The following is a 20,263-nucleotide window of genomic DNA, read 5'->3' as shown; positions in this document are numbered from 1 at the left end:
CTACCGCCCGTGGGCGGCGGCGAGGTAGGGTGCTGTCCGGCTTGTTCGCGAACCCGCGACGACGGCCGGCGGGCCTGCGACCATGATCTCGCCGCCGGCGTCGCCACCACCTGGACCCAGGTCGATCACCCAGTCGGCGCCGGCCACGACGTCCATCTCATGCTCCACCACGATGACAGTGTTGCCGGCGTCAACCAGCTTGTGCAATTGGGCCATGAGCAGCTGGACGTCGGCAGGGTGCAGTCCGGTGGTTGGTTCGTCCAGCAAGTACAGGGTGTGGCCTCGTTGGACGCGTTGCAGTTCGGTGGCGAGTTTGATGCGCTGGGCTTCGCCGCCGGAAAGCTCTGTGGCGGGCTGGCCTAGCCGGAGGTAGCCCAGGCCCACTTCGCGCAGGGTTTGCAGGCTGCGGGCAACGCCGGGGAGATCAGCCAGGAAGTCGGACGCTGCGTTTACGGTCATGCCCAGGACCTCGGCAATATTGCGTCCACGATAGGTAACCTCCAAGGTTTCTGGATTGAATCGCGAACCCTGGCATTCGGGGCAGGGGCCGTAACTGCCTGGCAGGAACAGCAGCTCCACGGCAACAAACCCTTCTCCCTGGCAGGTTTCGCAGCGGCCTCCGGCCACGTTGAAGGAGAACCGTCCAGCTCCGAAGCCTCGGGAACGCGCGCCTTGAGTGGCCGCGAATTCTTTCCGGACTCCGTCGAAGAGCCCCGTGTAAGTGGCCAGGTTGGAACGGGGGGTCCGGCCGATGGGCTTCTGATCGACTTTCACCAGGCGATCGAGCTGGTGGAGTCCGGACACCAAACCCACAGCGTCCTGCATAGGCCGGGTGTCTGCGCTTGGGGCGTTTGTGTCAGGGGCTTCCGGATGTAGCGCTGCCCCCACCACCTCGGCCAGAACGTGGCTGACCAGGGTTGACTTGCCCGAGCCGGAGACGCCTGTCACCGCTGTCAGCACGCCAAGCGGGAACTCAACCTGGACGTCGCGAAGGTTGTGCCTGTTGATGTTCTGGAGCGTGAGCCACTCTTTTGGTGGCCGGGGAGACGCGGGCCTGGTCCCGGAGGCGACCAGACCGGCGTCGTGGGTTGCTTCAACGCCAGCGAAGCCGTCGCCGCGCTCAGGGAAGAGGAACGGCCGCGTCACGGAGTCCTGTACATCCGCCAGTCCGGCTACTGGGCCGCTGTAGAGGATATGTCCTCCACCCTCGCCAGCGTGCGGGCCAACATCGACCAACCAGTCGGCCGCCCTGACCAGGTCCATGTTGTGTTCCACCACGAACACAGAGTTTCCGGAGCGCTTAAGCTGGTCCAGCACCTCCAGAAGCGGCTCGGCATCGGCAGGATGAAGTCCGGCAGAAGGTTCATCAAGGACGTAGATGACACCGAAAAGCCCGGATCGCAGCTGCGTGGCTATCCGGAGTCGTTGCATCTCGCCGGGGGAGAGCGTTGGTGTTGGGCGACCCAGCGCCAGGTAGCCAAGCCCCAGGTCCAGGAGTACCGTGACCCGGCTCAGGAGGTCGCGGGTGATGGCGAGGGCTACTTCGTTGACTTCACCGGAAGTCTGGGTCCGTGAGGCAGTACTGGCCGCCGTCACTTGAGTGGTGGGGCGGATGATGTCGGCCAGTTCGGTCATGGGCAGGGAGTTGAGTTCGGCGATGGTTTTTCCGGCGAAGGTGACCGCTAGTGCCTCCGGGCGAAGCCCGCTGCCACTGCATTGGGGGCACCGGCCGGTTTCCATGAATCGCAGCACCCTCTCACGCATTGTGGAACTTTTTGAGTCGGCCAGAGTGTGGAGCACGTAGCTTTTGGCGCTCCAGAAGCGGCCCTTGTAGGGCTTGGCGACGCGGTCTCGTTGGGGCGTAACCTCCACCACGGGCTGCTCTTCCGTGAAGAGGATCCAGTCACGATCCTTCCTGGGCAGCTTCCGCCAGGGTGTGTCCACGTCGTAGCCCAGGTGAGTCAGGATGTCGCGGAGATTCTTTCCTTGCCAGGCGCCGGGCCATGCGGCGATCGCACCATCCCTGATACTGAGCGAGGGATCAGGAACCAAGGTCTCTTCCGTGACCGTGTGGGCAACACCCAGTCCGTGGCATTGGGGGCAAGCTCCAGCAGCAGTGTTGGGGGAGAAGGCGTCTGAGTCCAGCTGGCTGGCCCCTTCGGGATAGCTGCCGGCCCGGGAGAAAAGCATGCGGACTGAGTTGGATAACGTGGTCACCGTGCCAACGCTGGAGCGGGCGGTTGCCGTGCCGCGGCGCTGTTGGAGTGCGACGGCGGGCGGCAGCCCGGTGATCGATTCAACCTTGGGGTTGTGGCCCTGTTGGATGAGGCGCCGGGCATAGGGGGCCACGGATTCGAAGTAGCGGCGTTGGGCTTCGGCAAAAATGGTGCCGAATGCCAGGGACGACTTTCCCGAGCCGGAAACCCCGGTGAACGCGACAATTGCATCGCGGGGTACGTCCACGTCCACGTTGTGGAGGTTGTTTTCGCGCGCTCCACGGACTCTGACGAAGCCATCTTCAGAGTCGGCAGACTGTGGTTTCGGCTGCTTGGAAGCGGGGTGCCCGGGGATTGTCAGTTTACTGTCCATTGACATGACTCTATCGGCCCGCAGTCCCGGCAAGGTCACGTTGAGGACGCAAGGCATGGTGCTTTCCGGTCCCCGGGAGGACAATGCGGTTCATGGCTGAACAAATCGCCGGGAACCCGGGCGGCCTCGGGGAACAGGGCGGCGAACCACAGGACGTCAACGAGAACGTGGTCAGGCGGCTGATCGAGTGCATCAACGAACGCCATATTGAAGTCATGGATGAGCTGTTCCATGATGATGCCGTCATGCATTGGCCGCAGTCCGGGGAAGTTGTGCGCGGGGCCGGGAACCGCAGGGGTATTTACAATGCCTTTCCGCAGTTGCCCACCATCACGCCCCGACGACTGCTCAGCGGCGGCAATCTGGTAGTAGCTGAGGCGTTGCTTGACTACGACGGACCTCAGTACCAGACAGTCTTCATCTTCGAGTTCCGGGACGGCAGGATCGCCAGGGAAACTGCCTACTGGAGTGAGGCCTTTCCGGCTCCGGAATGGCGTTCACAGTGGGTGGAGATCAGTAGCAGATAGGAGTGGCGCTCCAGGGCCTCACCGGTCACTGGCCCGTCCGGACAGGTGAGTTGGACGGGTGCTATGACTGTATGATCCCGCCAGTAGTCCTCCAGTCACAGGGGAAGAAACCTCATTCCGCGGCGGGTCGGCGTCGTTGTTGTTTGGTGGCAGATCTGATTTCTTTTGCTGCACGGTGACGCCGGGCAGAACCTCGCGTCGGCTTGGACGCGCGACGGATTGATTCCGGGACGAGTCCCACCCTGATGATCTCAGCGAGCTTGGCCATGGCGATCTCCCGATTGCGAAGCTGGGACCGCTCCTCTGATGCCGTCACGGTGATGGAACCGCCGATGAGTTTGCGTCCCAGGCGCTTAAGGAGCAACTGCCGCTGCTCATCAGTCAGGGTTGTGGATCCGGCAACATTCCACGTCAATTCCGCCCGGCTATCCGTAGTGTTGACGTGTTGGCCGCCTGGTCCGGACGAGCGGGAGAACCGCCAGCTAAGTTCCGCGGCGGGGATAGTCAGCGACGGCGGGATATCCAGGTCCATGGATCAAGCTTTGCACGTCACGGTCGTCCAGTCCGGCGCGATTGCAGTGACGTTCGCCGGCACGGTTCCAGTTTCCAGGTAGGCCTGGTGCCAAGCAACATTGTCGCCCTGCAGTTGTCACCCCCCACATCGTTTTCATTCCTTGCGCTTAGGATCATGTCATGGCCGGTTCCCTCGATGTCCTTGGCCCCATCCTGGAAATGATGACGTGGGTGGGGTTCGTTCCGGGCGTGCCACTGTTGATCAGCGCATGGATCATAGCCAAGCGTCGTTGCGTGTGGGCCACCGCGGACGGAGAACAGTTCGCCGCAGGTGGATTCCTGGGGCTGCGGTGGCACGATCAATCGAACGAGGAACAAAAAGTCCTGCTGGATATTCCGGCTCACGACAACAACGTTGTTTCAGGTGCAGTGGTGGTCCACTATGACCTCTGCCATCCGTCGCGATGCTCGCTCAGGCCACCGCGTCACGACAACACGGTGCTCATTCTGGGCTGGATCCTCACCGGGGTCGGGATACTCAGCACGCTCGGGGGATTCGTCCTACTCCTCTTCTAGTGCCGACCTCTTGAATGAAGGCTTGCTCAGGACTAGCGTTTCCCGCGCACGGGCAATGAGCGCGGCTAAAGCCCGCGGTCAAACGAGGAGACTGCTATGAGTGAGACCCCCGCAACCTTGATGGTGGACCTGATCATTTCACTGGACGGCTACGCTTCAGCGGATGGTTGGCCAGGTTGGTGGGGTTTGGAAGGCCCGGAATACCTCGCGTGGCTCGAGCAAGAGGGAAAGAAGGAATTCACTACGCTCATGGGGGCCACCACGTATCGACTGATGTCCAGTATGTCGGAGCAGGCCGCCGCAGACAGTTCCGGGTTTTCGGAGGAAGAGGGCGCCAGTCTGGGCGGTTTGGCGGACATGCCCAAGATTGTCTTCTCGTCCACGTTGAAGGGGCCCTTGGCCTGGCCCAACTGTGAGCTCATCTCCGGTGACGCCGTGGAGAATGTCAGAGAGCTAAAAAGGAGCAGGTCCGGAACCTTCAGTACGCTGGGCAGCCTGAGCCTCTGCCGTTCCCTCCTGACGGCCGGGTTGGTGGACAGGTACCGGCTGGTTGTCTTTCCCGTGATCACGGGCAAGACCGGCAGGGAGCGGATCTACGACGGATACCCGGATGTTTCTCTGGAGCTGGTGGACAGCCGGACGTTCGACGGCAGGTCGCAGTTGCTGGAGTACATTCCTACTGTGATTGACGGGCCGCCAACAGCAAGACGGGGTTGAGATCATGGAGGCGCGGGCTGGGACAATGGCTCCTACGCAGTACTTATCCATACACGCGCTGATCAGGCTAGTTCCTGTACTGCTCCTGCTGACCGTTAGCGTGTTCCAGCAGAGATGCCAGGCACCCGGCGTAGTACCTCATGGCTTCGGCAAAAGTGAGCAACGTGGGTGCTCCGACAGCTGCACCTACCTGATCCGCCGAATCCACCTGGTCCATCTGGCAGAGTACCGGTTCGCGTCTAACGCCGAAGGCGGTCAACGTGGCAATTCCCCAGGGGTGGCTGGGTTCAGTCACTGAGATGCCTGCTGAGTCGAAGGTATCGCGGAGGACATAGTGGGTCACGGTACGCCAGGACTGAAGAAAAGGCGGCAGCAGCTGTTCTACGAGGTCATCATCACGGGTGCGATACGCGTCCGCGAGGGCGGCGGTTAGTCCGTCCCATTCTTCGGCGTCGCGGACCATAAGGTGCGCCGTTTCCAAGCGGTCAATGGTTTCACTCAACGTCATGGTAGTCCCCAAACTTCCCGTCGTTTTCGCTTGCCCCCGGGAGCAAGCCTGACCGCCGTCGGCATGTCACTATGAAGTGAACGGATGAAGCCCCAGCATGATTCCCTCATCAATCGCATCCTGTTTCCAAGTCCAACAGCGACATTTCTCGATCGCCTAGCAAATCAGTAGCCTTACTAATAGGGTGGCTATGGGAAGTACCCCGGGCACGGCGATGAGTCGAGTCTCAAAGGAGAAGTGAGGACCCTATGACTGACGAACAATCCATTAAGAAGGTCACCGACATCATCAACGATTCGAAGATCGGGATGCTAACCACTGTGAACGAGACAGGGGCGCTGGTCAGCAGGCCGCTTGCCGTTCAGGAAGTCAAGGACGACGGCGACATGTGGTTCTTTACGGGCCTGGGAACCTCACAGGTTGCCCACGTTCGCCAGGACCCACGGGTTAACGTTTCCTTTGGCAAAAACACGGAATGGGTCTCTGTGGCCGGGACTGCAGAGGTCGTCACCGATCGGGAAAAGATCCATGAGCTGTGGAACCAGGTAGTTGAGGCGTGGTACCCCGATGGCCCCGACACTCCGGAGGTTTGCCTGCTTCGGGTTGACTCGGACTCGGCAGAGTATTGGACCAGCCCGGGCGGAACGGCCGCTACGGTCCTACAGTGGGTCAAGTCCAAGGTCACAAACTCCCGGTTCAGCGTGGGCGAGAGCGGCACCGTGGACCTATGACCCGCCGTGGTTGACATCCAACGGTTTCGGGTTCTTTTGGAGAGTGAACGGAACCGTAAACTCGAGCTGCTGAAGGCGCTGCGAAGCGACATCACCTCGGTGAGTCTTGCCCGTCAGGATTCCAATGTGGACGACGAGCACGATCCCGAGGGCAGCACCATCGCCTTCGAGCTTTCCCAGGCATCCGCCCTCATGGGACAAAGCCGGGTGGGCTTGGAACAGATCGAGGAGGCCCTGGCGAGGATCGAGGAGGGAACGTATGGGCAGTGCGCGGTGTGCGGCGTAGACATTCCCGAAGAAAGACTCGAGGTCAGGCCATGGACACCGTTCTGCGTCCACCATGCCTCGGGCAAGCGGGCTTGACGTACCAGGAAGGTGGTTCAGCTGGACATGCCCGGTGACACCGGGACGAATTCAATGCCCTGCTGGACCTTCTTCCTGGGGCCCCGGTCAAAGCCCTTGGCATCCAGATGGTTCGCCGCACGGTAGGCGGCCAGCGCGTCGTCGTAGATCTGGTTGAGCCGCTGCGCCGTGAAGATTTCCTCGGTCCCGTCGGAAAAAACCACGGACACCGCAGCGGTGGCGGGAAAGTGCCTCTTCATCCGGATGAATCCTTGGGCGTCCTGGTGTAGGGAGATCACGTGGCAACCGCGCTTTCAGTAGTGTTACCACCAGTTTGGCGTACTTGGGCCCCAATAGCAGCAACGGGCCGCTGCCCCCAAAGCTTCTGGTCGCCGTCCTTACGGAAGCGGTTCAGGGTTTGGGGTGGTTTCCGCGGTGCTGGCGTTGTCGGCTGGTGATCCTTGCTTCCGGCTGGCCAGCAGGAACGGTAGGGCAATGAGTTCAAGGACGCCGCCCATGGCTAATGATGCCGGGTAGCCGTAGAGGTCTGCGCCCCGGCCCAGCACTGGCTGGATGACGACGCCGCCGCTGGATCCCATCAGCGAATCAAAGCTCAGGACGGTGGCCCGTTGCTTCGACGGGATCATATCGTTCACGTACGCCTGCCGGACGGGCATGGCTGCCGAGCCCACAACGGCCCAGATGGCGAGCAGGACCAGAGCCACCCAGAAGACACGCGTCAATCCCAGGACCAGAAGGATGACGCAGCCTGCCAGGCAACCGACGATCAGCACAGTGGTGCGCTTATGGAACAGCCGCCTCGCGTGTGGGGCCAGCCAGCCGCCCAGGATCTGTGATCCCGCAACGATCGCAGCGGCCAGACCGGCTATTGAATAGGCCTTGGGGTCGCCAAACAAGTCCAGAAGGTACGGCTGCAGTGCGTAGAAGACGTAGAAACTGACGCCGGCCGTAAACGGGGCTGCCAACATCACGTACCGGACGGGCGGGTTCTTCAAACCGTTCTCGATTGATGCGGACAGAACCGCTCTGGTCGCGCGGAGAGGGTGCGTCGAACGCTCCGGCGAGAAGCCGACGTCGTGCATGAGCCCAAACGCAACAGCAAACATGGCGAGCAGCACCAGCACGCGCAGGAGGAACGGAACGCCAAGGTTGGTGGCTTGGGCTATTACCCCGCCCGCCACCGAGCCCACCAGCATCGCTACGCCCTGAACCATTTGCCCTCGGCCAAGTACGGATTCCAACCCGCCTTCGTAGCCGGAGAAGCGCAGTGCATCGACGAGCCATGCCTCAACAGCGCCGGAGAAGAACGTAAAGCCCAGGCCCAGGAGAACCGAAACCACGGCCCACATCCAGAACGGCGCGGAGATCTGCCACATCACGAAGTACAAATAGGTGGAGACGCCCAACGTCACCGTGCCCAGGAGGAATGAGACGCGCCGCCCCCACCCATCGGCAATCACGCCCGTGGGAACTTCGAAAAGAACCATGCCTGCAGTGAAGAAGGCGTTGGCGGCAAACGCCTCCAGGTTGCTCAGGCCCGCATCCAGCAGGAAAAGGGTGTTGATGCCCCAGATGAAGGACGCCGCAACGGTATTGCCCAGCGTCAAGGTCAGGTAGACGCGCTGGATCTTTCGGGCGGCGTCATTGAGGGTGTCGCCGCCCTCACCCGTGCCAGGAAGGACCACCAGCTAATTCTCGTCCCGTTGCCCTCACGCCGCCAGAGAAACCAGTGGTTGCGGGCTACTTTTCGTGACTCGTAGGGATGCCCTGGGAGGCTGCCCATTCGCTGACATCCCGGCGCTCAATGGCTGCCGCCATCATGTCCGGGAACAGATCCGGCGTGCACGCGAAGGCAGGAACACCGATCCCCGCAAGTGCTGCGGCGTGGCTGGAGTCGAAGGATGGGTGACCGCTGTCGCTCAAAGCCAGCAGGGCGATCATGGTGGTCCCGCCACCCACAATGGAAGCGGCACGACGCAGCATCTCTTCCGCTATTCCACCTTCGTAGAGGTCGCTGATGAGCACAAGGATGGTCTCGGCGGGTTTGGTGATCTGGTCCTGGCAATAGGCGAGGGCCCGGTTGATGTCCGTGCCACCGCCCAGTTGCACGCCGAACAGCACGTCCACTGGATCGTCCAGGTCTTCGGTCAGATCCACCACTTCGGTGTCAAAGACCACCAACCGGGTGCTTACTGACTTAAGTGAACTGAGGACCGCTCCAAAGACGCTGGAGTACACCACTGATTCGGCCATGGAGCCTGATTGGTCAATGCACAGAATGATCTCGCGCTGAATTTCGGTGCTGCGCCGTGCGTGTCCATGGAGCCGCTCGGGCACCACCGTCCGGTACTCGGGTTGATAGTGCTTAAGGTTGGCGGCAATGGTCCTGTTCCAGTCGATATCCCTATGCCGTGGACGGCGGGTCCGTGCTGAACGGTTGAGCGCCCCGGAGACTGCCTGAATTGTTTTGGCGCGCAGCCGTTCTTCCAGCTCTTTGGTGACCTGCCGAATGACCGATCTGGCTGTCTCCCGGGACTCCTCCGGAATCACCCGCCCCAGGCCCACCAAGGTGCTCACCAAACCGATGTCCGGTTGGACAGTTCGCAACATTTCCGGTTCCAGAAGCAACTGCCTCAAGCCGAGTCTGTCCATGGCATCGGCCTGCATCACCTGGACCACCGAGGAGGGAAAATAGCCGCGGATGTCGCCAAGCCATCGGGCCACCCGCGGACTGGACGAGCCTAGACCTCCGCGCCGGGCCGACCCGCCACCATAGAGCTCTTCCAAGGCCTCATCACGGCGGACATCATCGTCCGACAGTTGAACCGGCACCCCTTCCTCGGTTGAGATGCCGTCAGCATCATGCCCGCCCAGCACCAAACGCCAACGGCTCAACCGGTCACGCCCGGGCCCGGCGGAATCCTCCAGCGCGCCAGAGTCACCTGTCACAGCTGCATCGTTGCTCATGCGATTGCCTTCCATCCCAGAATTCTTGCCATGGTTTGCAGCGCAGGGCCGGCGTCGAACAGGTCAATGGGAGAGGAGTCTGCTGCGTAGCCGGTAGAACCGACCCGGCTTAACTGTTCGCCGATTTCGCGCCGCTCAGGCCTGCTGAAGGCGGAAAAAGTCCGCCGGATCAAGGGCAAGACGTCCTCGAAAACGTCATCGTGCACTCCTTCCACCCACTCATCAACGATCTGCAGAAGCCGCCGATCATGGATGAGCAAGGTGGCGTCGCCGGACAGCAGGCCGTCCAACCAGGCTGCGGCTTCCGAGGCTGGGGTAGCGATCGATAAGCGCCGGCTAAGGCGTGATGCTACGTCGTCTCCTTCCACCAGGCCCGCATCCAACAGGAGCCTGGTGGCCCGGCCCGCCACCGAGCCATGGATCGAGTCAGAGTTGGCCACGGATGAGAGGGCCGTATGCCAGTCATCCAGTGGCAGTTCCGGCAGTAAGCTCAAGCCATTCTGTGCAGAGTCGATCGCGCGGCGCATCACACCCGCGGCCTCATCATCAAGGCCGGCGCAGGCGGTGGGCAGTCCAACGCACGAGCGAATCACCGTGGCTTGCAGAATTTTCCCCACATCACTGACGTCTACTCCACGGACGTTGCCGTACCGGCATGTGCGGGCCAACGGCGCGATGGTTTCCAAGAGGGGAGCAACGTCCTGCTGCAGGGCGGTGCGTTCAGCCAAAGCGGACACGACGCCGGCAATTCCGTCGGGTAGCTCGGCCAGCAGACAGCTTTCCAGCAAGCTGCTGAGAACCGGCAGGCCTTCGGCTGCCTGCGCCTGTTCAGAGACAAAAGCAGCAGCGGCTGAGGCGACAGTGGTGCCATAACGGCTCGCTTCCACCAAGGAGACAGCCAACTCTGGTTTCCACAGCAAGGTCCATGCTTCTTTGAAGGTGCCGGAAGTCCTGCCGGCGTCCGTCAGCTGACCCCAGGCCACACCCAGCAGTTCCAGGCGGTGCAGGAGGACCGAACGGGCCAACTGGTTCGGCTTGCGCAGGTCCAGGACCATGACCTCTTCCATGGCACTGGGTTTCATGCGCAGCTTTCGCTGGGTAGCGGCGAGGTCCGCTGCCAACGGTAGGGTGGGCACGGAGTCCGGGACGTTCCCTAGCTCGCGACCAACAGTCAATTCGCGATGAACCAAGGCCAGCGGCAGCGGCGAACCATCGCACAGGACTGTCTGCGCGGCATCGTCCAGCTCCGGCAAGCCAGGGGTGGGCCGCCCACGAACAGCTGCCAACGCAGTAGCCATCCTGCTGGCCTCCACCACGGACGCCGTGGATGCATCCAGATTCTCTTTACGCAGCGCATGGGCTACCCGGACCAGCCACGTGGTGGCAACATCCTGCCCGGGGTCCTTGGCCATCCAATGCGCGAACAGGTGTTGGTACCAGCCCGGGGCAGTGACCCCTGCTCCGTATCCGCTGGCCAAGCTAAGCCTGTTCGATGTCCAGGGAACCCACGTGACAGCCACTTTGGCCTTCGGCAAACCGGCGAGGACTTTGTTGTCGGCGGAAACCGAAGGGAACCCCGACGGCACTAAGGCCGGTGCGTGATAGGCGCCGCACACCACGGCGATGCGTTCATGCCCTTCGCGCATGGCTGCCCGCAGGAAGCGTCGCATGGCAGCTTCCCGGCGGTTATTCTCCAGCACGTCAGGATGGTCCGCGGGACGCTGATCCATGGCCCGGATTTCCGTGATCGCCTCGATGAGAGCTTCAAAGCGCTCAACGGGGTCCGTGTTGCGGTGCTCCACGGAGTCTTCCCACCATCGTTCCGCGTCGCTGTAGCCCGCAGCTTCGGCCAACATGCCAATCGCATCGGGTCTGTACGCCTGCTGCGGGGCGGCCGGGGGGTTCTCCATGTCATCCGAAGGCTTACCGTCGACGGCGGCATATTCGCCGCCGTCGTCGGAAGTGGCAACTAATGGTTTTTCCTTCTCCGAAGCCGCCGAGGCTGGCTCCTGTGCGGTTCGTTCCTGTGCGGTTCGTTCCTGTGCGGCTCCTTCCTCTGCTGCTCGTTCCTCTGCTGCTCGGAGCGCGAACGTGTGGGCGGCGGGCAGGTCAATGGCACGCACGGGCTTACCCGTGGACAAGGCCCAGCGGATTGCCACCCACTCGGGCGAGAACGCGGCCATGGGGTAGAAGGACGCCAGGCGAGGCTCATCCACCGCATAGATCAGGCCTGCGACCGGGGGAAGCATGTCCGGGTCCGTGATCAGCGGGATGACCTGGTCAAGCTCCGGTGGCCCTTCCACCAGCACCACATCAGGCCGAAGGGTCGCAAGGGCTTCCGCGACGGAATGGGCCGAGCCCGGACCATGGTGCCGGATCCCCAGAACGTGGACGTCTGTCATCTTTCAGTTGGACGATTCGAGGTCGCGGCAGGCCCGGTACAGGTCTTTCCAGTCAGGCCGGTTCCGCACAACGGTCTCCAGATATTCCTGCCAGATCACACGGTCCTGCACAGGGTCCTTGATCACCGCGCCCACCAGACTGGCGGCTACATCCTCTGCCCGGACCGTGCCATCACCGAAGTGTGCTGCCAGGGACAACCCATTGGTCATCACGGAAATGGCCTCTGCTGTAGACAATGTGGCAGATGGGGACTTGATGGTGGTCCGCTGGTCCTGGGTCACCCCCGACCGAAGTTCGCGCATGACGGTAACCACTCGGCGGATCTCGGAAAGTGCAGCCAAATCGGCGGGCAGCTCCAATGACTCTCCCAAGCTACGAACACGGGTGGTCACGATCTCCACCTCCTGGTCGATGCTGTCCGGGAGCGGCAGGATCACCGTGTTGAACCGGCGGCGAAGGGCGGACGAGAGATCGTTGACGCCTTTATCGCGGTTGTTCGCGGTGGCGATCACGTTGAAGCCCTTCCGTGCCTGGACTTCCTCGTTGAGCTCAGGAATGGGCAACGTTTTCTCGCTGAGAATAGTGATGAGGGAGTCCTGCACGTCGGAAGGAATACGGGTCAGTTCTTCAACCCGCACAAGGCTTCCGGTCTCCATGGCGCGCATCACCGGGCCGGCAACCATGGCGGCGCGGGACGGGCCATCGGCCAGCAACCGGGCATAGTTCCAGCCGTACCGCAGAGCCTCTTCAGGGGTACCCGCAGTGCCCTGCACTACCAGCGTGGATGAACCGGAGATGGCTGCGGCGAGGTGTTCACCAAGCCAGGTCTTCGCGGTTCCCGGCACACCCAGCAACAGCAGGGCCCGGTCTGTGGCCAGTGACGCCACGGCGATTTCCACCAGGCGTTCCGAGCCAAGATACTTTGGGCTGATCTGAACACCGTTGGCCAACGTACCCCCCAGGATATAGGTGGTGACAGCCCAGGGAGAGAGCCGCCAGCTGGGTGGGCGGGGGCGGTCGTCAACAGCGTCCAAAGCGCTGAGTTCATCGGCGTACGCGTTTTCGGCGTGCGCGCGAAGAACCTCCGTGGCGTTCTGGGTATCGGTCATCGGAAAGCCTCCGTCAGGGATTGTTTGAATGATTGGTATTGGACAGCGTCGCGCAGCACACGGCGCCGGGAAGCGTCTTTGTCAGTCTGTGCCAAAAGCTGCCGGCAACGCTCGGTGACCTCCGGTGGAAGCGCGGTAGGCAGGCCTTCGGACAGGATGACGGCCAGACGGCCCCCATCCTTGCCGGAAATCACTGTCAATACCGCCTCTGCCAACGGCACGGACCACGGCTGCGGCAGGTCTTGCAGGAGTGGAGCCAGTGTCAGTGGCTCGTCACTGCTTTCCCGGACGTGGCGCTCGAGCCAATGTGCCCGCTCATCGGGAGGGAGGCAATCGAGCAGCCTCCTGTCTGTCAGGACCCCAAGAAGCGCACGGGCCCATTCAACATCGTTGCGGGCGGCAGTTGCAGCGATCATCGCGTTCAGGACGCGGGGCTCGTCCTGCAGCAGCGCAACGGTAGCCGGGCGGTTACGGCCTGTTACCGACGTCCACACGTCCAGCGGTGCCCCTCTGACGATGGCCTCCAACCGTGCCATCCGGTCCGGTTCGCCCTTGCGTGGGTCCGCTGGAACGCCGTCCCGCAGAGCCTCCTTGTCAGGGTCCGGGGGGAGGTCTATCTCCAGCCGTTTGCTCAGGAGCCCTTTGAGCTGCAGCAAAGGCTTCAGCCTGGCGGCCATCCGAGCAGCACGCGCACTTCCGGGAAGCTGGTCCAGGAGCCGGAGTGCCACGTCCCGTACGCCTTTTGCTTTGTCGTCCAAGGCCTTCTCCAGCAGAGCTTCGTCGTTGTCATGGAGGTTTCCGGCGAACAACGCCAGATTGCCTGCCCGTTCCCGGGCGCTGAGCGACGTCCAACACTCGCTAAGTTGTATGCGTGCAGCTGCTGGATCACGGCCTCTCAGCGGTCCGTAGCCTGCCGCAGCATCAGAGCCGCGGAGGCCAGTACTTTGGGTTGCGGGCTCTTGAGAAGGCTGGCCTTTGATCTCCTGCATCCACCGGCCGCGGGTTCCAATTGCCGGTTCCATACGCCTGAAGACAATGGACTGAGTCTCAGCCAACGTCAGTAACGCCGGCAGCAGCCGGTGGGGGACCCGTCGTCGTGCTTCTTCAGCCAACGTCAGCCAATCCACTACCAGCTGGGTCCTCAGGCCAGGACCCACAGGTGCCTGGGTCAGCAAAAGTTCCAACAGCCGTGCGGCCTCTCCGCTGGCTTGTGGCACTGCGTCAGCAGGCGCCGGTGAAGGAAATCCTGCACTGGAGGCGGCAGAGGCTGTCCGCGTCGCCCGGGTCACAATGTCAGCCAGCGCGGCCTGATCCAACAGGGATTCCTCCCGGCTCAGTCCATCGGGTGCTTGAAATCCCAGCTCGGCGGGCGGTTGGGGGGCGTCGTGCCGTCCGGTACCCACCAGCGCTGCTGTTCGCAGCTCCGCCAACCACATCATGGGGTCACCACCCTTCCGTCAACCACCACGGTCAGGGGACGCACTCGACCATCTTCCAGTTCACCAAAAATACTGGCAGCATGGCCACCGGTCAGTGCCAGCAACGAGTCGAGCGGGGCGTCCACCAATGGGAGTGCGTCGCCGTGCGGATCGTGCAGCCACCCGGTTCCCTCGGAATTGACCGTGACTTCCTCCAAAAGCACGGGAATCCTGGTCCGCCACGGTGAACGGGCAACAGCGGCAGACTCGTGCTCAAGGGCTTGCACAATACTGTGCCCCGTGCCGAGGCTTGAAGCCACGTCCAAGGGAGTGACAGGGCCCGTGAACATCCCGCGCTGCGGTGTTGTTCCGGGGTAACGGGCAACTGTGACATCAAGCAGAGCCCCGGCAAGTTGCGGCGCCGCCAAACCTTGGCCCTGCGCGGCGAAATCGAGGAGCACTACTACCGTTCCGTCCGGGCCTTGTATCCACGTTCGTTGTTGCTGCAGGCGTCCGTCATCGCTCCGGTGCGCTCCCAGAACCAGCCAAGGACCCGGCAGCGATTCAGTGCCCTGTACATCGGCAGACGCCGTGGCCCACCCGAGGGCAGCCTTGACGTCCGCGAATTCTTCCGGCGTGAGGTTGTCCCTGCCTGACCATGCCTTGGTTAAGGCCCACCAACGGCCCGCGTGGCGTAGAAGATGGTCAGCCCAGTCGGTCCTGCCGTGGACTTGGGAAGCCATGTCCCGTACCTGTTCGGCCAGACCAGGAAGCTGGGAGTCCACCAAACGTGCTGCAACGGCATCCCACCATGAATAGGGCTGGTTGCGGGCAGCGGCAAGTCCAGTGCGGACAAGGTCCGTCAGCCAGCGCGAAAAATCGTCGACCCCCGCGTCCATCAGGGCGAGTCTGGCGGTGAGACGCTTTGCCTGCGCTTCCGGATCGGCGGGCTGCACCGCATTCCGGCGTTCTTTGACCGTGGCGCGAACAGCCCGTTGGTCTGCCCACTCCTTAGCGAAATCAGCGGTCTCGGCTCCCGCCTCTGCCGCCTCGCCCCGTGCCCAGAGCAGGAGCAGAGCCAAGGCATGTTTGCACGGGAATTTTCGGCTGGGACACGAGCACCGGTAGGCGGGCGCCACAATGTCTACGCTCACTTGGTATGGCGTTTTTCCGCTGCCTTGGCACTTACCCCACACAAGGTCGTCGTTGCTGCCGCAGTCCGTCCACGGACCCGGATGCGCAAGCTTCCGTGCTGCTGCCAGTGAGGAGGAGTCCGGGGCCGCGTTAATGACTGTCTCTTCGCTCCAACGCCCCATGCCTCACATTCTGCCCGACGGCTCCGACACTATAGAACAGCGGTGAGGGTGTGGCGTTGGAACTGCCGGGAAGCCGGCACTCGGCTCCCCGGCACTGCCCTTCGCTCGCTAGGCCTGGTTACTGACCAAACCCGGCTCGGTTCGGACACCTTTACTCCGCTCCACGGCTAAAAGCGATGCGAAGAATTCACCGAGTTCGCTGGTCGCGGTCAGGGGCAGGACGTTGGCGACGTACTGATCAGGGCGGACCACAACCACCACTCCGTCACGGCTGAGGCCACGCAGCTCGAAGATGTCGTTGTTGGGGTCGGTGCCGAACACCTTTTCGAGGTAGGTCAGCCTGAAGGGTCCAACAGTAGGCTTAAAGGCCGCGGGTACCGCATTGATGTCCACCTTGGTGTGGTCCTGCTGGTAGACCACCTTCACGTCGAACCAGGCGTCGCGGTCAGCGTCCGACGGCGTCGCGGCCAGCGGCGAAGCAGGCGAGTTCGCGATCCACTCGGCAAAGTCAGCGACCGGGCCCGGCGCTCCTGCCTCTGCGGTGTCGGCGAAAACGTAGATGCGCCACCGGCCGTCCGCTTTGGCGTGGTGGCCCAGGTGCATGGGGTTGGTGTCGCAGACCCGAAGGACGGGCGCTGATTTGAAGCGCTTTCCTACGGGGAAGCCGGTGGCAAGGTCCTGGTACCGTGCGTCGGCAACCACCATCGAGGGCGCGTATTGGGTCATGAAACCGGCAGGGAACTCGGCAGTGCTGGTGTAAAAGGTTTCCAGTTCCGCCGGGTCTTCGAATTCCTCGGGTTTCTTGGCCATCAGCGTTGACCACTGCTTGTCGAAGTCAATGAGGTTCTTCGCCACCACTTGCCGTTCAGCCGAGTAGGTGTCCAAAAGAGATTCGGGGCTGCGGCCTTCCAGGACGTGGCCGAGTTTCCAGCCGATGTTGAAGCCGTCCTGCATGGACACGTTCATGCCTTGCCCGGCTTTGGCACTGTGGGTGTGACACGCATCTCCGGTGATGAACACCCTCGGGGTGCGGGTACCGCGGTCCTCCGGCAGAACGTCGTCGAACCTGTCCGTGAGCCGATGACCTACCTCGTAAACGCTATGCCAAGCGACGTTACGGACGTCAAGAGTGTACGGGTGGAGGATGTCATTAGCTTTCTGAATGATCTGCTCAATGGTGGTCTTTCGCACTGCACCCTTGTCCTCAGGGTTGACTTCGCCCAGGTCCACATACATGCGGAACAGGTGCCCGCCCTCGCGCGGGATCAGCAGGATGCTGCCACCGGAGCCGGACTGGATGGCGCACTTGGTGCGGATGTCCGGGAAATCCGTCACTGCCAGCACATCCATGACACCCCATGCATGGTTCGCCTGATCGCCGGCCAGGTGACATCCGATCGACTCACGGACCTTGCTGCGGGCACCGTCAGCACCCACAACATACTTGGCACGGATGACCCGTTCCTGGCCTTCATTGGGTCCTGAGGTGTGACCCAAGGTCACCTCAACCGGGTGATCACCTTTGCTGGTGACGTTGAGGCCCTGAAACTCATAGCCATAGTCGGGCTTCATTCGTGTGGGGGAGTTGGCCATGAACTCCGCGAAGTAATCCAGGACACGGGCTTGGTTCACGATCAAGTGCGGGAACTCGCTGATCCCTGCCGGGTCATCCACGGCCCGGGCAGCCCGGACAATGCGGGAGTGATCGGCCGGGTCCGGTTTCCAGAACGCCATCTCCGTGATGCGGTAGGCCTCCGCGATAATTCGCTCGGCAAATCCGAACGCTTGGAACGTCTCTACGCTGCGGGCCTGGATGCCGTCCGCCTGACCGATGGCCAAACGCCCTGGACGGCGCTCAATAATGCGCGTAGTGATGTTCGGGAACTGGGAGAGCTGCGCCGCCGTGAGCATACCCGCGGGGCCAGTGCCCACAATCAAAACATCCACCTCGTCAGGAAGCTCGGCGGGACGATCGATCCCTACGCCGGCGGCCGGCTCAACTCGCGGGTCACCGGATACGTAACCGTGGTGATGAAACTGCACGGGCTTTCCTCACTTCTTTGTGGGCAATAACAGAGCATGGTGTTCGATAATAGAACAACCTGTTCTATTATCGCTCACATAATCGTAATGCGGCTCACATCCCGGTTCAAGTCCCTGGCGTCTCTTCTGCCAGAACCTCGTGCTGCCTCCTGCGCATCAGGTCACGGGCATGTCAGGATCAGGTATGCCGCGACTGATGCTCTTGGACACTGCCTCTTTGTATTTCCGTGCCTTCTACGGCGTGCCAGATTCCATTCGCCGAGCCGATGGGACGCCTGTGAACGCAGTGCGGGGATTGATGGACATGATTGCCCGCCTCACTACCGACTACGAAGCCACGCACTTGGTGGCCTGTTGGGACAATGATTGGCGTCCGCAATGGCGCGTGGACCTCATCCCCAGCTACAAGCAGCACAGGGTGGCGGAGATTGTGCCCAACGGTCCGGATGTGGAGGTTGTTCCGGACCCTCTTGAGGCACAAATCCCGATGATCCGACACGTCCTGGACCTCGCCGGGATCGCCGTTGTGGGCGTCGACCAACACGAGGCCGACGACGTCATGGGAACCTACGCGAGCCACGCAACCATCCCGACGGACGTGGTCACCGGTGACCGGGACCTCTTCCAGCTTGTCGATGATGACCGAGAGGTCCGCGTCATTTACACAGCACGCGGTATGAAGAACCTGGAAGTTCTCACCGAAGTCGTCGTGGTGGGCAAGTACCGTGTCCTGCCCCAGCAGTACGCCGACTTCGCAACACTTCGCGGCGATGCCTCCGACGGCCTCCCCGGCGTCGCAGGCATCGGCGAAAAGACGGCTGCGTCGCTGCTTGCTGCCCATGGGTCGCTGGAGGGACTGCTTGAGGCTGCGGAAGCTCCCGACGGCGGTTTGTCGGCTACCGTGCGGGCCAAGCTGTCCGCGGCGGCTGACTATCTCAAGGTGGCGCCCGCCGTCGTGAATGTTGTGCGTGATTTGGACGTCCCGACACTTCGAGACGCTGGCGCTGAGCTGCGCCCCGTCACAGGAGACGCGCGGACAGAACTTGAGCAGTTGGCCACAGAATGGAACCTGGGTGGATCGGTCAAGAGACTGCTGGACGCTCTGGACCGTTTCCGATAAGGGCAATATCCCATAGGAGCAACGTCCGATAGGGGCAAGTCCGTTGGGTGCAACCCTCACAGACTCCCGTTCACTTTCACAGCCGAATGACAGGTTCAGAACAGCCTGGACTGTGGTGGGTCTCCCATCGTGTTAAGAGGACGGAACCATTGACCGTCCCTCAGACACAAGCCGTACCAACGGCTCATTGAGGAGAGGCATATGTCGAAAACCAAGAGAATCACACTGGGACTTGCGGCCGGAGCTCTGGCGCTGGGGGCAGGATTGGGTGCAACCAGCATCGCTACAGCTGCCACCACACCATCGCCCAGTGCCACGTCATCCGCGGACGCCACCACCCCGTCAGATCGCGGTGGTAGGCCCGGCGGTCACGGACACGGGCGGGACGGCGGCCAGATCGCCGCGGAACTGGCCACAAAGCTCGGCGTGGACGAAGCCAAAGTCACTGAAGCCTTGAAAGCGTTCCGTGAGGCGAACAAGCCCACCACGCCTCCTGCAGAAGGAGCGGAAGGAACCAAGCCGGACCGCGCAGCACAGGACGCCGCGCTGGCGAAGTCGCTCGCCGAATCGCTGGCTGTTGACGAATCCAAGGTCACCACAGCCCTGGAAGAGATCCGCGCAGCAGGCCAGGCAGAACGTTCCGCCGCCCTGAAGACCAAGCTCGACAAAGCGGTCACTGACGGCAAGCTGACGCAAGCCGAAGCTGACGCAGTAACCAAAGCAGTCGAAGCCGGGGTTATCGGAGGAGGTGGCCGCTAACGTCACAGAGAAGGAGATCTCGGCCAAGGGGTCCCAGGATATGAACCGGACTCGGATATGAACTGGATTCGGATATGAACTGGACCCCGAAAGCAGGACTTGCCCAGTAGGCAGGGATACCAGGAAGCGAGGGCCTGGACACGGTATTGAGCCGTGCTCAGGCCCTTATTCTTTTACAAGATGCGGTCGTGGTGTCTGAGCGGACCTCAACCTGGCAGTTCCGCACTGGCGCATAAGAGGCAGCAAAGCTGTTTCGGTACTGGTGAACCTCCCTTTCCGACCCCGACGGAGACGGCATGTTGAACGAGGCCTCACACTAGTACGGCCGGCCCTTTGCTCTGGCCCCTGTAACGACGGGGCAGGGGCACGCACTGCGCGCGGAACCGGGTGGACCCGACGCCGAGTTTTGTCGGGCTGCGCCGCCAGCGCGGGTATGTACCAACGGGCGCGGAGCTGTGCAGTGACCGCCGGGGTGTGCAGCGCCGGATGTGTCGCCCAACGCCCGGTTCTGCCGACGGGCGCCGGGCTGCGACGCAGCGCGGGAATGTGTCCACGGGCGCGGGACTGTGTCGCTGGCGTGGGGCTGTTGTGGGTTGGGTTTATG

The 20,263-nt window shown here is 62.2% G+C and carries 18 protein-coding genes; 7 read left to right on the top strand and 11 right to left on the bottom strand.

Translation table 11 applies throughout. From position 1 onward, the window contains the following. Positions 1-2,589, bottom strand: a complete 2,589-nt coding sequence (locus tag EU811_RS15930; RefSeq protein WP_238703434.1) for an ATP-binding cassette domain-containing protein — start codon at positions 2,587-2,589, stop codon at positions 1-3. A 92-nt stretch (positions 2,590-2,681) separates the two neighbouring features. Here EU811_RS15930 and EU811_RS15925 point away from each other — a divergent pair, with 92 nt between their 5' ends. Continuing rightward, positions 2,682-3,116: a nuclear transport factor 2 family protein gene (locus EU811_RS15925; RefSeq protein ID WP_223942540.1), complete on the top strand. Its 435-nt coding sequence runs from the start codon at positions 2,682-2,684 to the stop codon at positions 3,114-3,116. 112 nt (positions 3,117-3,228) lie between these two features. On the opposite strand, the gene arfB is transcribed toward EU811_RS15925, so the two are convergent. Further along, positions 3,229-3,648, bottom strand: coding sequence for an alternative ribosome rescue aminoacyl-tRNA hydrolase ArfB (gene arfB, locus EU811_RS15920; protein ID WP_142939310.1), 420 nt, complete (start codon positions 3,646-3,648; stop codon positions 3,229-3,231). A gap of 161 nt (positions 3,649-3,809) precedes the next feature. Here arfB and EU811_RS15915 point away from each other — a divergent pair, with 161 nt between their 5' ends. Further along, on the top strand, positions 3,810-4,205 hold the full coding sequence (locus EU811_RS15915) for a hypothetical protein (RefSeq protein WP_142939309.1): 396 nt from the start codon (positions 3,810-3,812) through the stop codon (positions 4,203-4,205). A 96-nt stretch (positions 4,206-4,301) separates the two neighbouring features. Then, positions 4,302-4,922, top strand: a complete 621-nt coding sequence (locus EU811_RS15910; RefSeq protein ID WP_142939308.1) for a dihydrofolate reductase family protein — start codon at positions 4,302-4,304, stop codon at positions 4,920-4,922. 67 nt (positions 4,923-4,989) lie between these two features. On the opposite strand, the gene EU811_RS15905 is transcribed toward EU811_RS15910, so the two are convergent. Beyond that, complete coding sequence (locus tag EU811_RS15905) at positions 4,990-5,430, bottom strand: hypothetical protein (protein ID WP_223942541.1); 441 nt, start codon at positions 5,428-5,430, stop codon at positions 4,990-4,992. Positions 5,431-5,678: 248 nt separating this feature from the next. Here EU811_RS15905 and EU811_RS15900 point away from each other — a divergent pair, with 248 nt between their 5' ends. Both EU811_RS15900 and EU811_RS15895 read left to right on the top strand, forming a co-directional pair. Next, on the top strand, positions 5,679-6,161 hold the full coding sequence (locus EU811_RS15900) for a pyridoxamine 5'-phosphate oxidase family protein (RefSeq protein ID WP_142939307.1): 483 nt from the start codon (positions 5,679-5,681) through the stop codon (positions 6,159-6,161). Between the two features lie 6 nt (positions 6,162-6,167). Continuing rightward, the gene (locus EU811_RS15895; RefSeq protein ID WP_142939306.1) at positions 6,168-6,524 is read left to right on the top strand and encodes a TraR/DksA family transcriptional regulator; all 357 of its coding nucleotides are present in this window, start codon (positions 6,168-6,170) and stop codon (positions 6,522-6,524) included. 17 nt (positions 6,525-6,541) lie between these two features. Here the strand turns inward: EU811_RS15895 and EU811_RS15890 are convergent, their stop codons facing one another. The 8 genes from EU811_RS15890 to EU811_RS15855 all read right to left on the bottom strand — a co-directional run bounded on the left by EU811_RS15890 (position 6,542) and on the right by EU811_RS15855 (position 17,780). Then, positions 6,542-6,802, bottom strand: a complete 261-nt coding sequence (locus EU811_RS15890) for a hypothetical protein (RefSeq protein ID WP_142939305.1) — start codon at positions 6,800-6,802, stop codon at positions 6,542-6,544. Between the two features lie 99 nt (positions 6,803-6,901). Next, positions 6,902-8,209, bottom strand: coding sequence for an MFS transporter (locus EU811_RS15885; RefSeq protein ID WP_142939304.1), 1,308 nt, complete (start codon positions 8,207-8,209; stop codon positions 6,902-6,904). 55 nt (positions 8,210-8,264) lie between these two features. After that, positions 8,265-9,491 carry a VWA domain-containing protein gene (locus EU811_RS15880; RefSeq protein ID WP_165450202.1) on the bottom strand — a complete coding sequence of 409 codons (1,227 nt, stop codon included), beginning with the start codon at positions 9,489-9,491 and terminating at the stop codon, positions 8,265-8,267. Next, complete coding sequence (locus tag EU811_RS15875; RefSeq protein ID WP_142939302.1) at positions 9,488-11,893, bottom strand: DUF5682 family protein; 2,406 nt, start codon at positions 11,891-11,893, stop codon at positions 9,488-9,490. The genes EU811_RS15880 and EU811_RS15875 overlap by 4 nt, the downstream gene beginning before the upstream one ends. A 3-nt stretch (positions 11,894-11,896) precedes the next feature. Beyond that, positions 11,897-13,003 carry an ATP-binding protein gene (locus tag EU811_RS15870; protein ID WP_142939301.1) on the bottom strand — a complete coding sequence of 369 codons (1,107 nt, stop codon included), beginning with the start codon at positions 13,001-13,003 and terminating at the stop codon, positions 11,897-11,899. Further along, positions 13,000-14,442 (bottom strand): DUF5691 domain-containing protein, encoded by a 1,443-nt coding sequence (locus EU811_RS15865; RefSeq protein ID WP_142939300.1) that lies wholly within the window; start codon positions 14,440-14,442, stop codon positions 13,000-13,002. The genes EU811_RS15870 and EU811_RS15865 overlap by 4 nt, the downstream gene beginning before the upstream one ends. Next, positions 14,439-15,737: an SWIM zinc finger family protein gene (locus EU811_RS15860; protein WP_142939299.1), complete on the bottom strand. Its 1,299-nt coding sequence runs from the start codon at positions 15,735-15,737 to the stop codon at positions 14,439-14,441. Before EU811_RS15860 ends, EU811_RS15865 begins: the two co-directional genes overlap by 4 nt. A 108-nt stretch (positions 15,738-15,845) precedes the next feature. Continuing rightward, positions 15,846-17,780 (bottom strand): FAD-binding monooxygenase, encoded by a 1,935-nt coding sequence (locus EU811_RS15855; protein WP_142939298.1) that lies wholly within the window; start codon positions 17,778-17,780, stop codon positions 15,846-15,848. Positions 17,781-17,949: 169 nt separating this feature from the next. On the opposite strand from EU811_RS15855, the gene EU811_RS15850 reads away from it, so the two are divergent. Next, positions 17,950-18,900, top strand: coding sequence for a 5'-3' exonuclease (locus tag EU811_RS15850; protein WP_142939297.1), 951 nt, complete (start codon positions 17,950-17,952; stop codon positions 18,898-18,900). 201 nt (positions 18,901-19,101) lie between these two features. Beyond that, on the top strand, positions 19,102-19,659 hold the full coding sequence (locus EU811_RS15845; RefSeq protein ID WP_142939296.1) for a hypothetical protein: 558 nt from the start codon (positions 19,102-19,104) through the stop codon (positions 19,657-19,659). Positions 19,660-20,263: the final 604 nt, after the last annotated feature.

It is taken from the genome of Arthrobacter sp. TS-15 (assembly GCF_006964045.1).
Lineage (GTDB): Bacteria > Actinomycetota > Actinomycetes > Actinomycetales > Micrococcaceae > Arthrobacter.
This window is presented reverse-complemented; position numbering and strand designations above follow the sequence as displayed.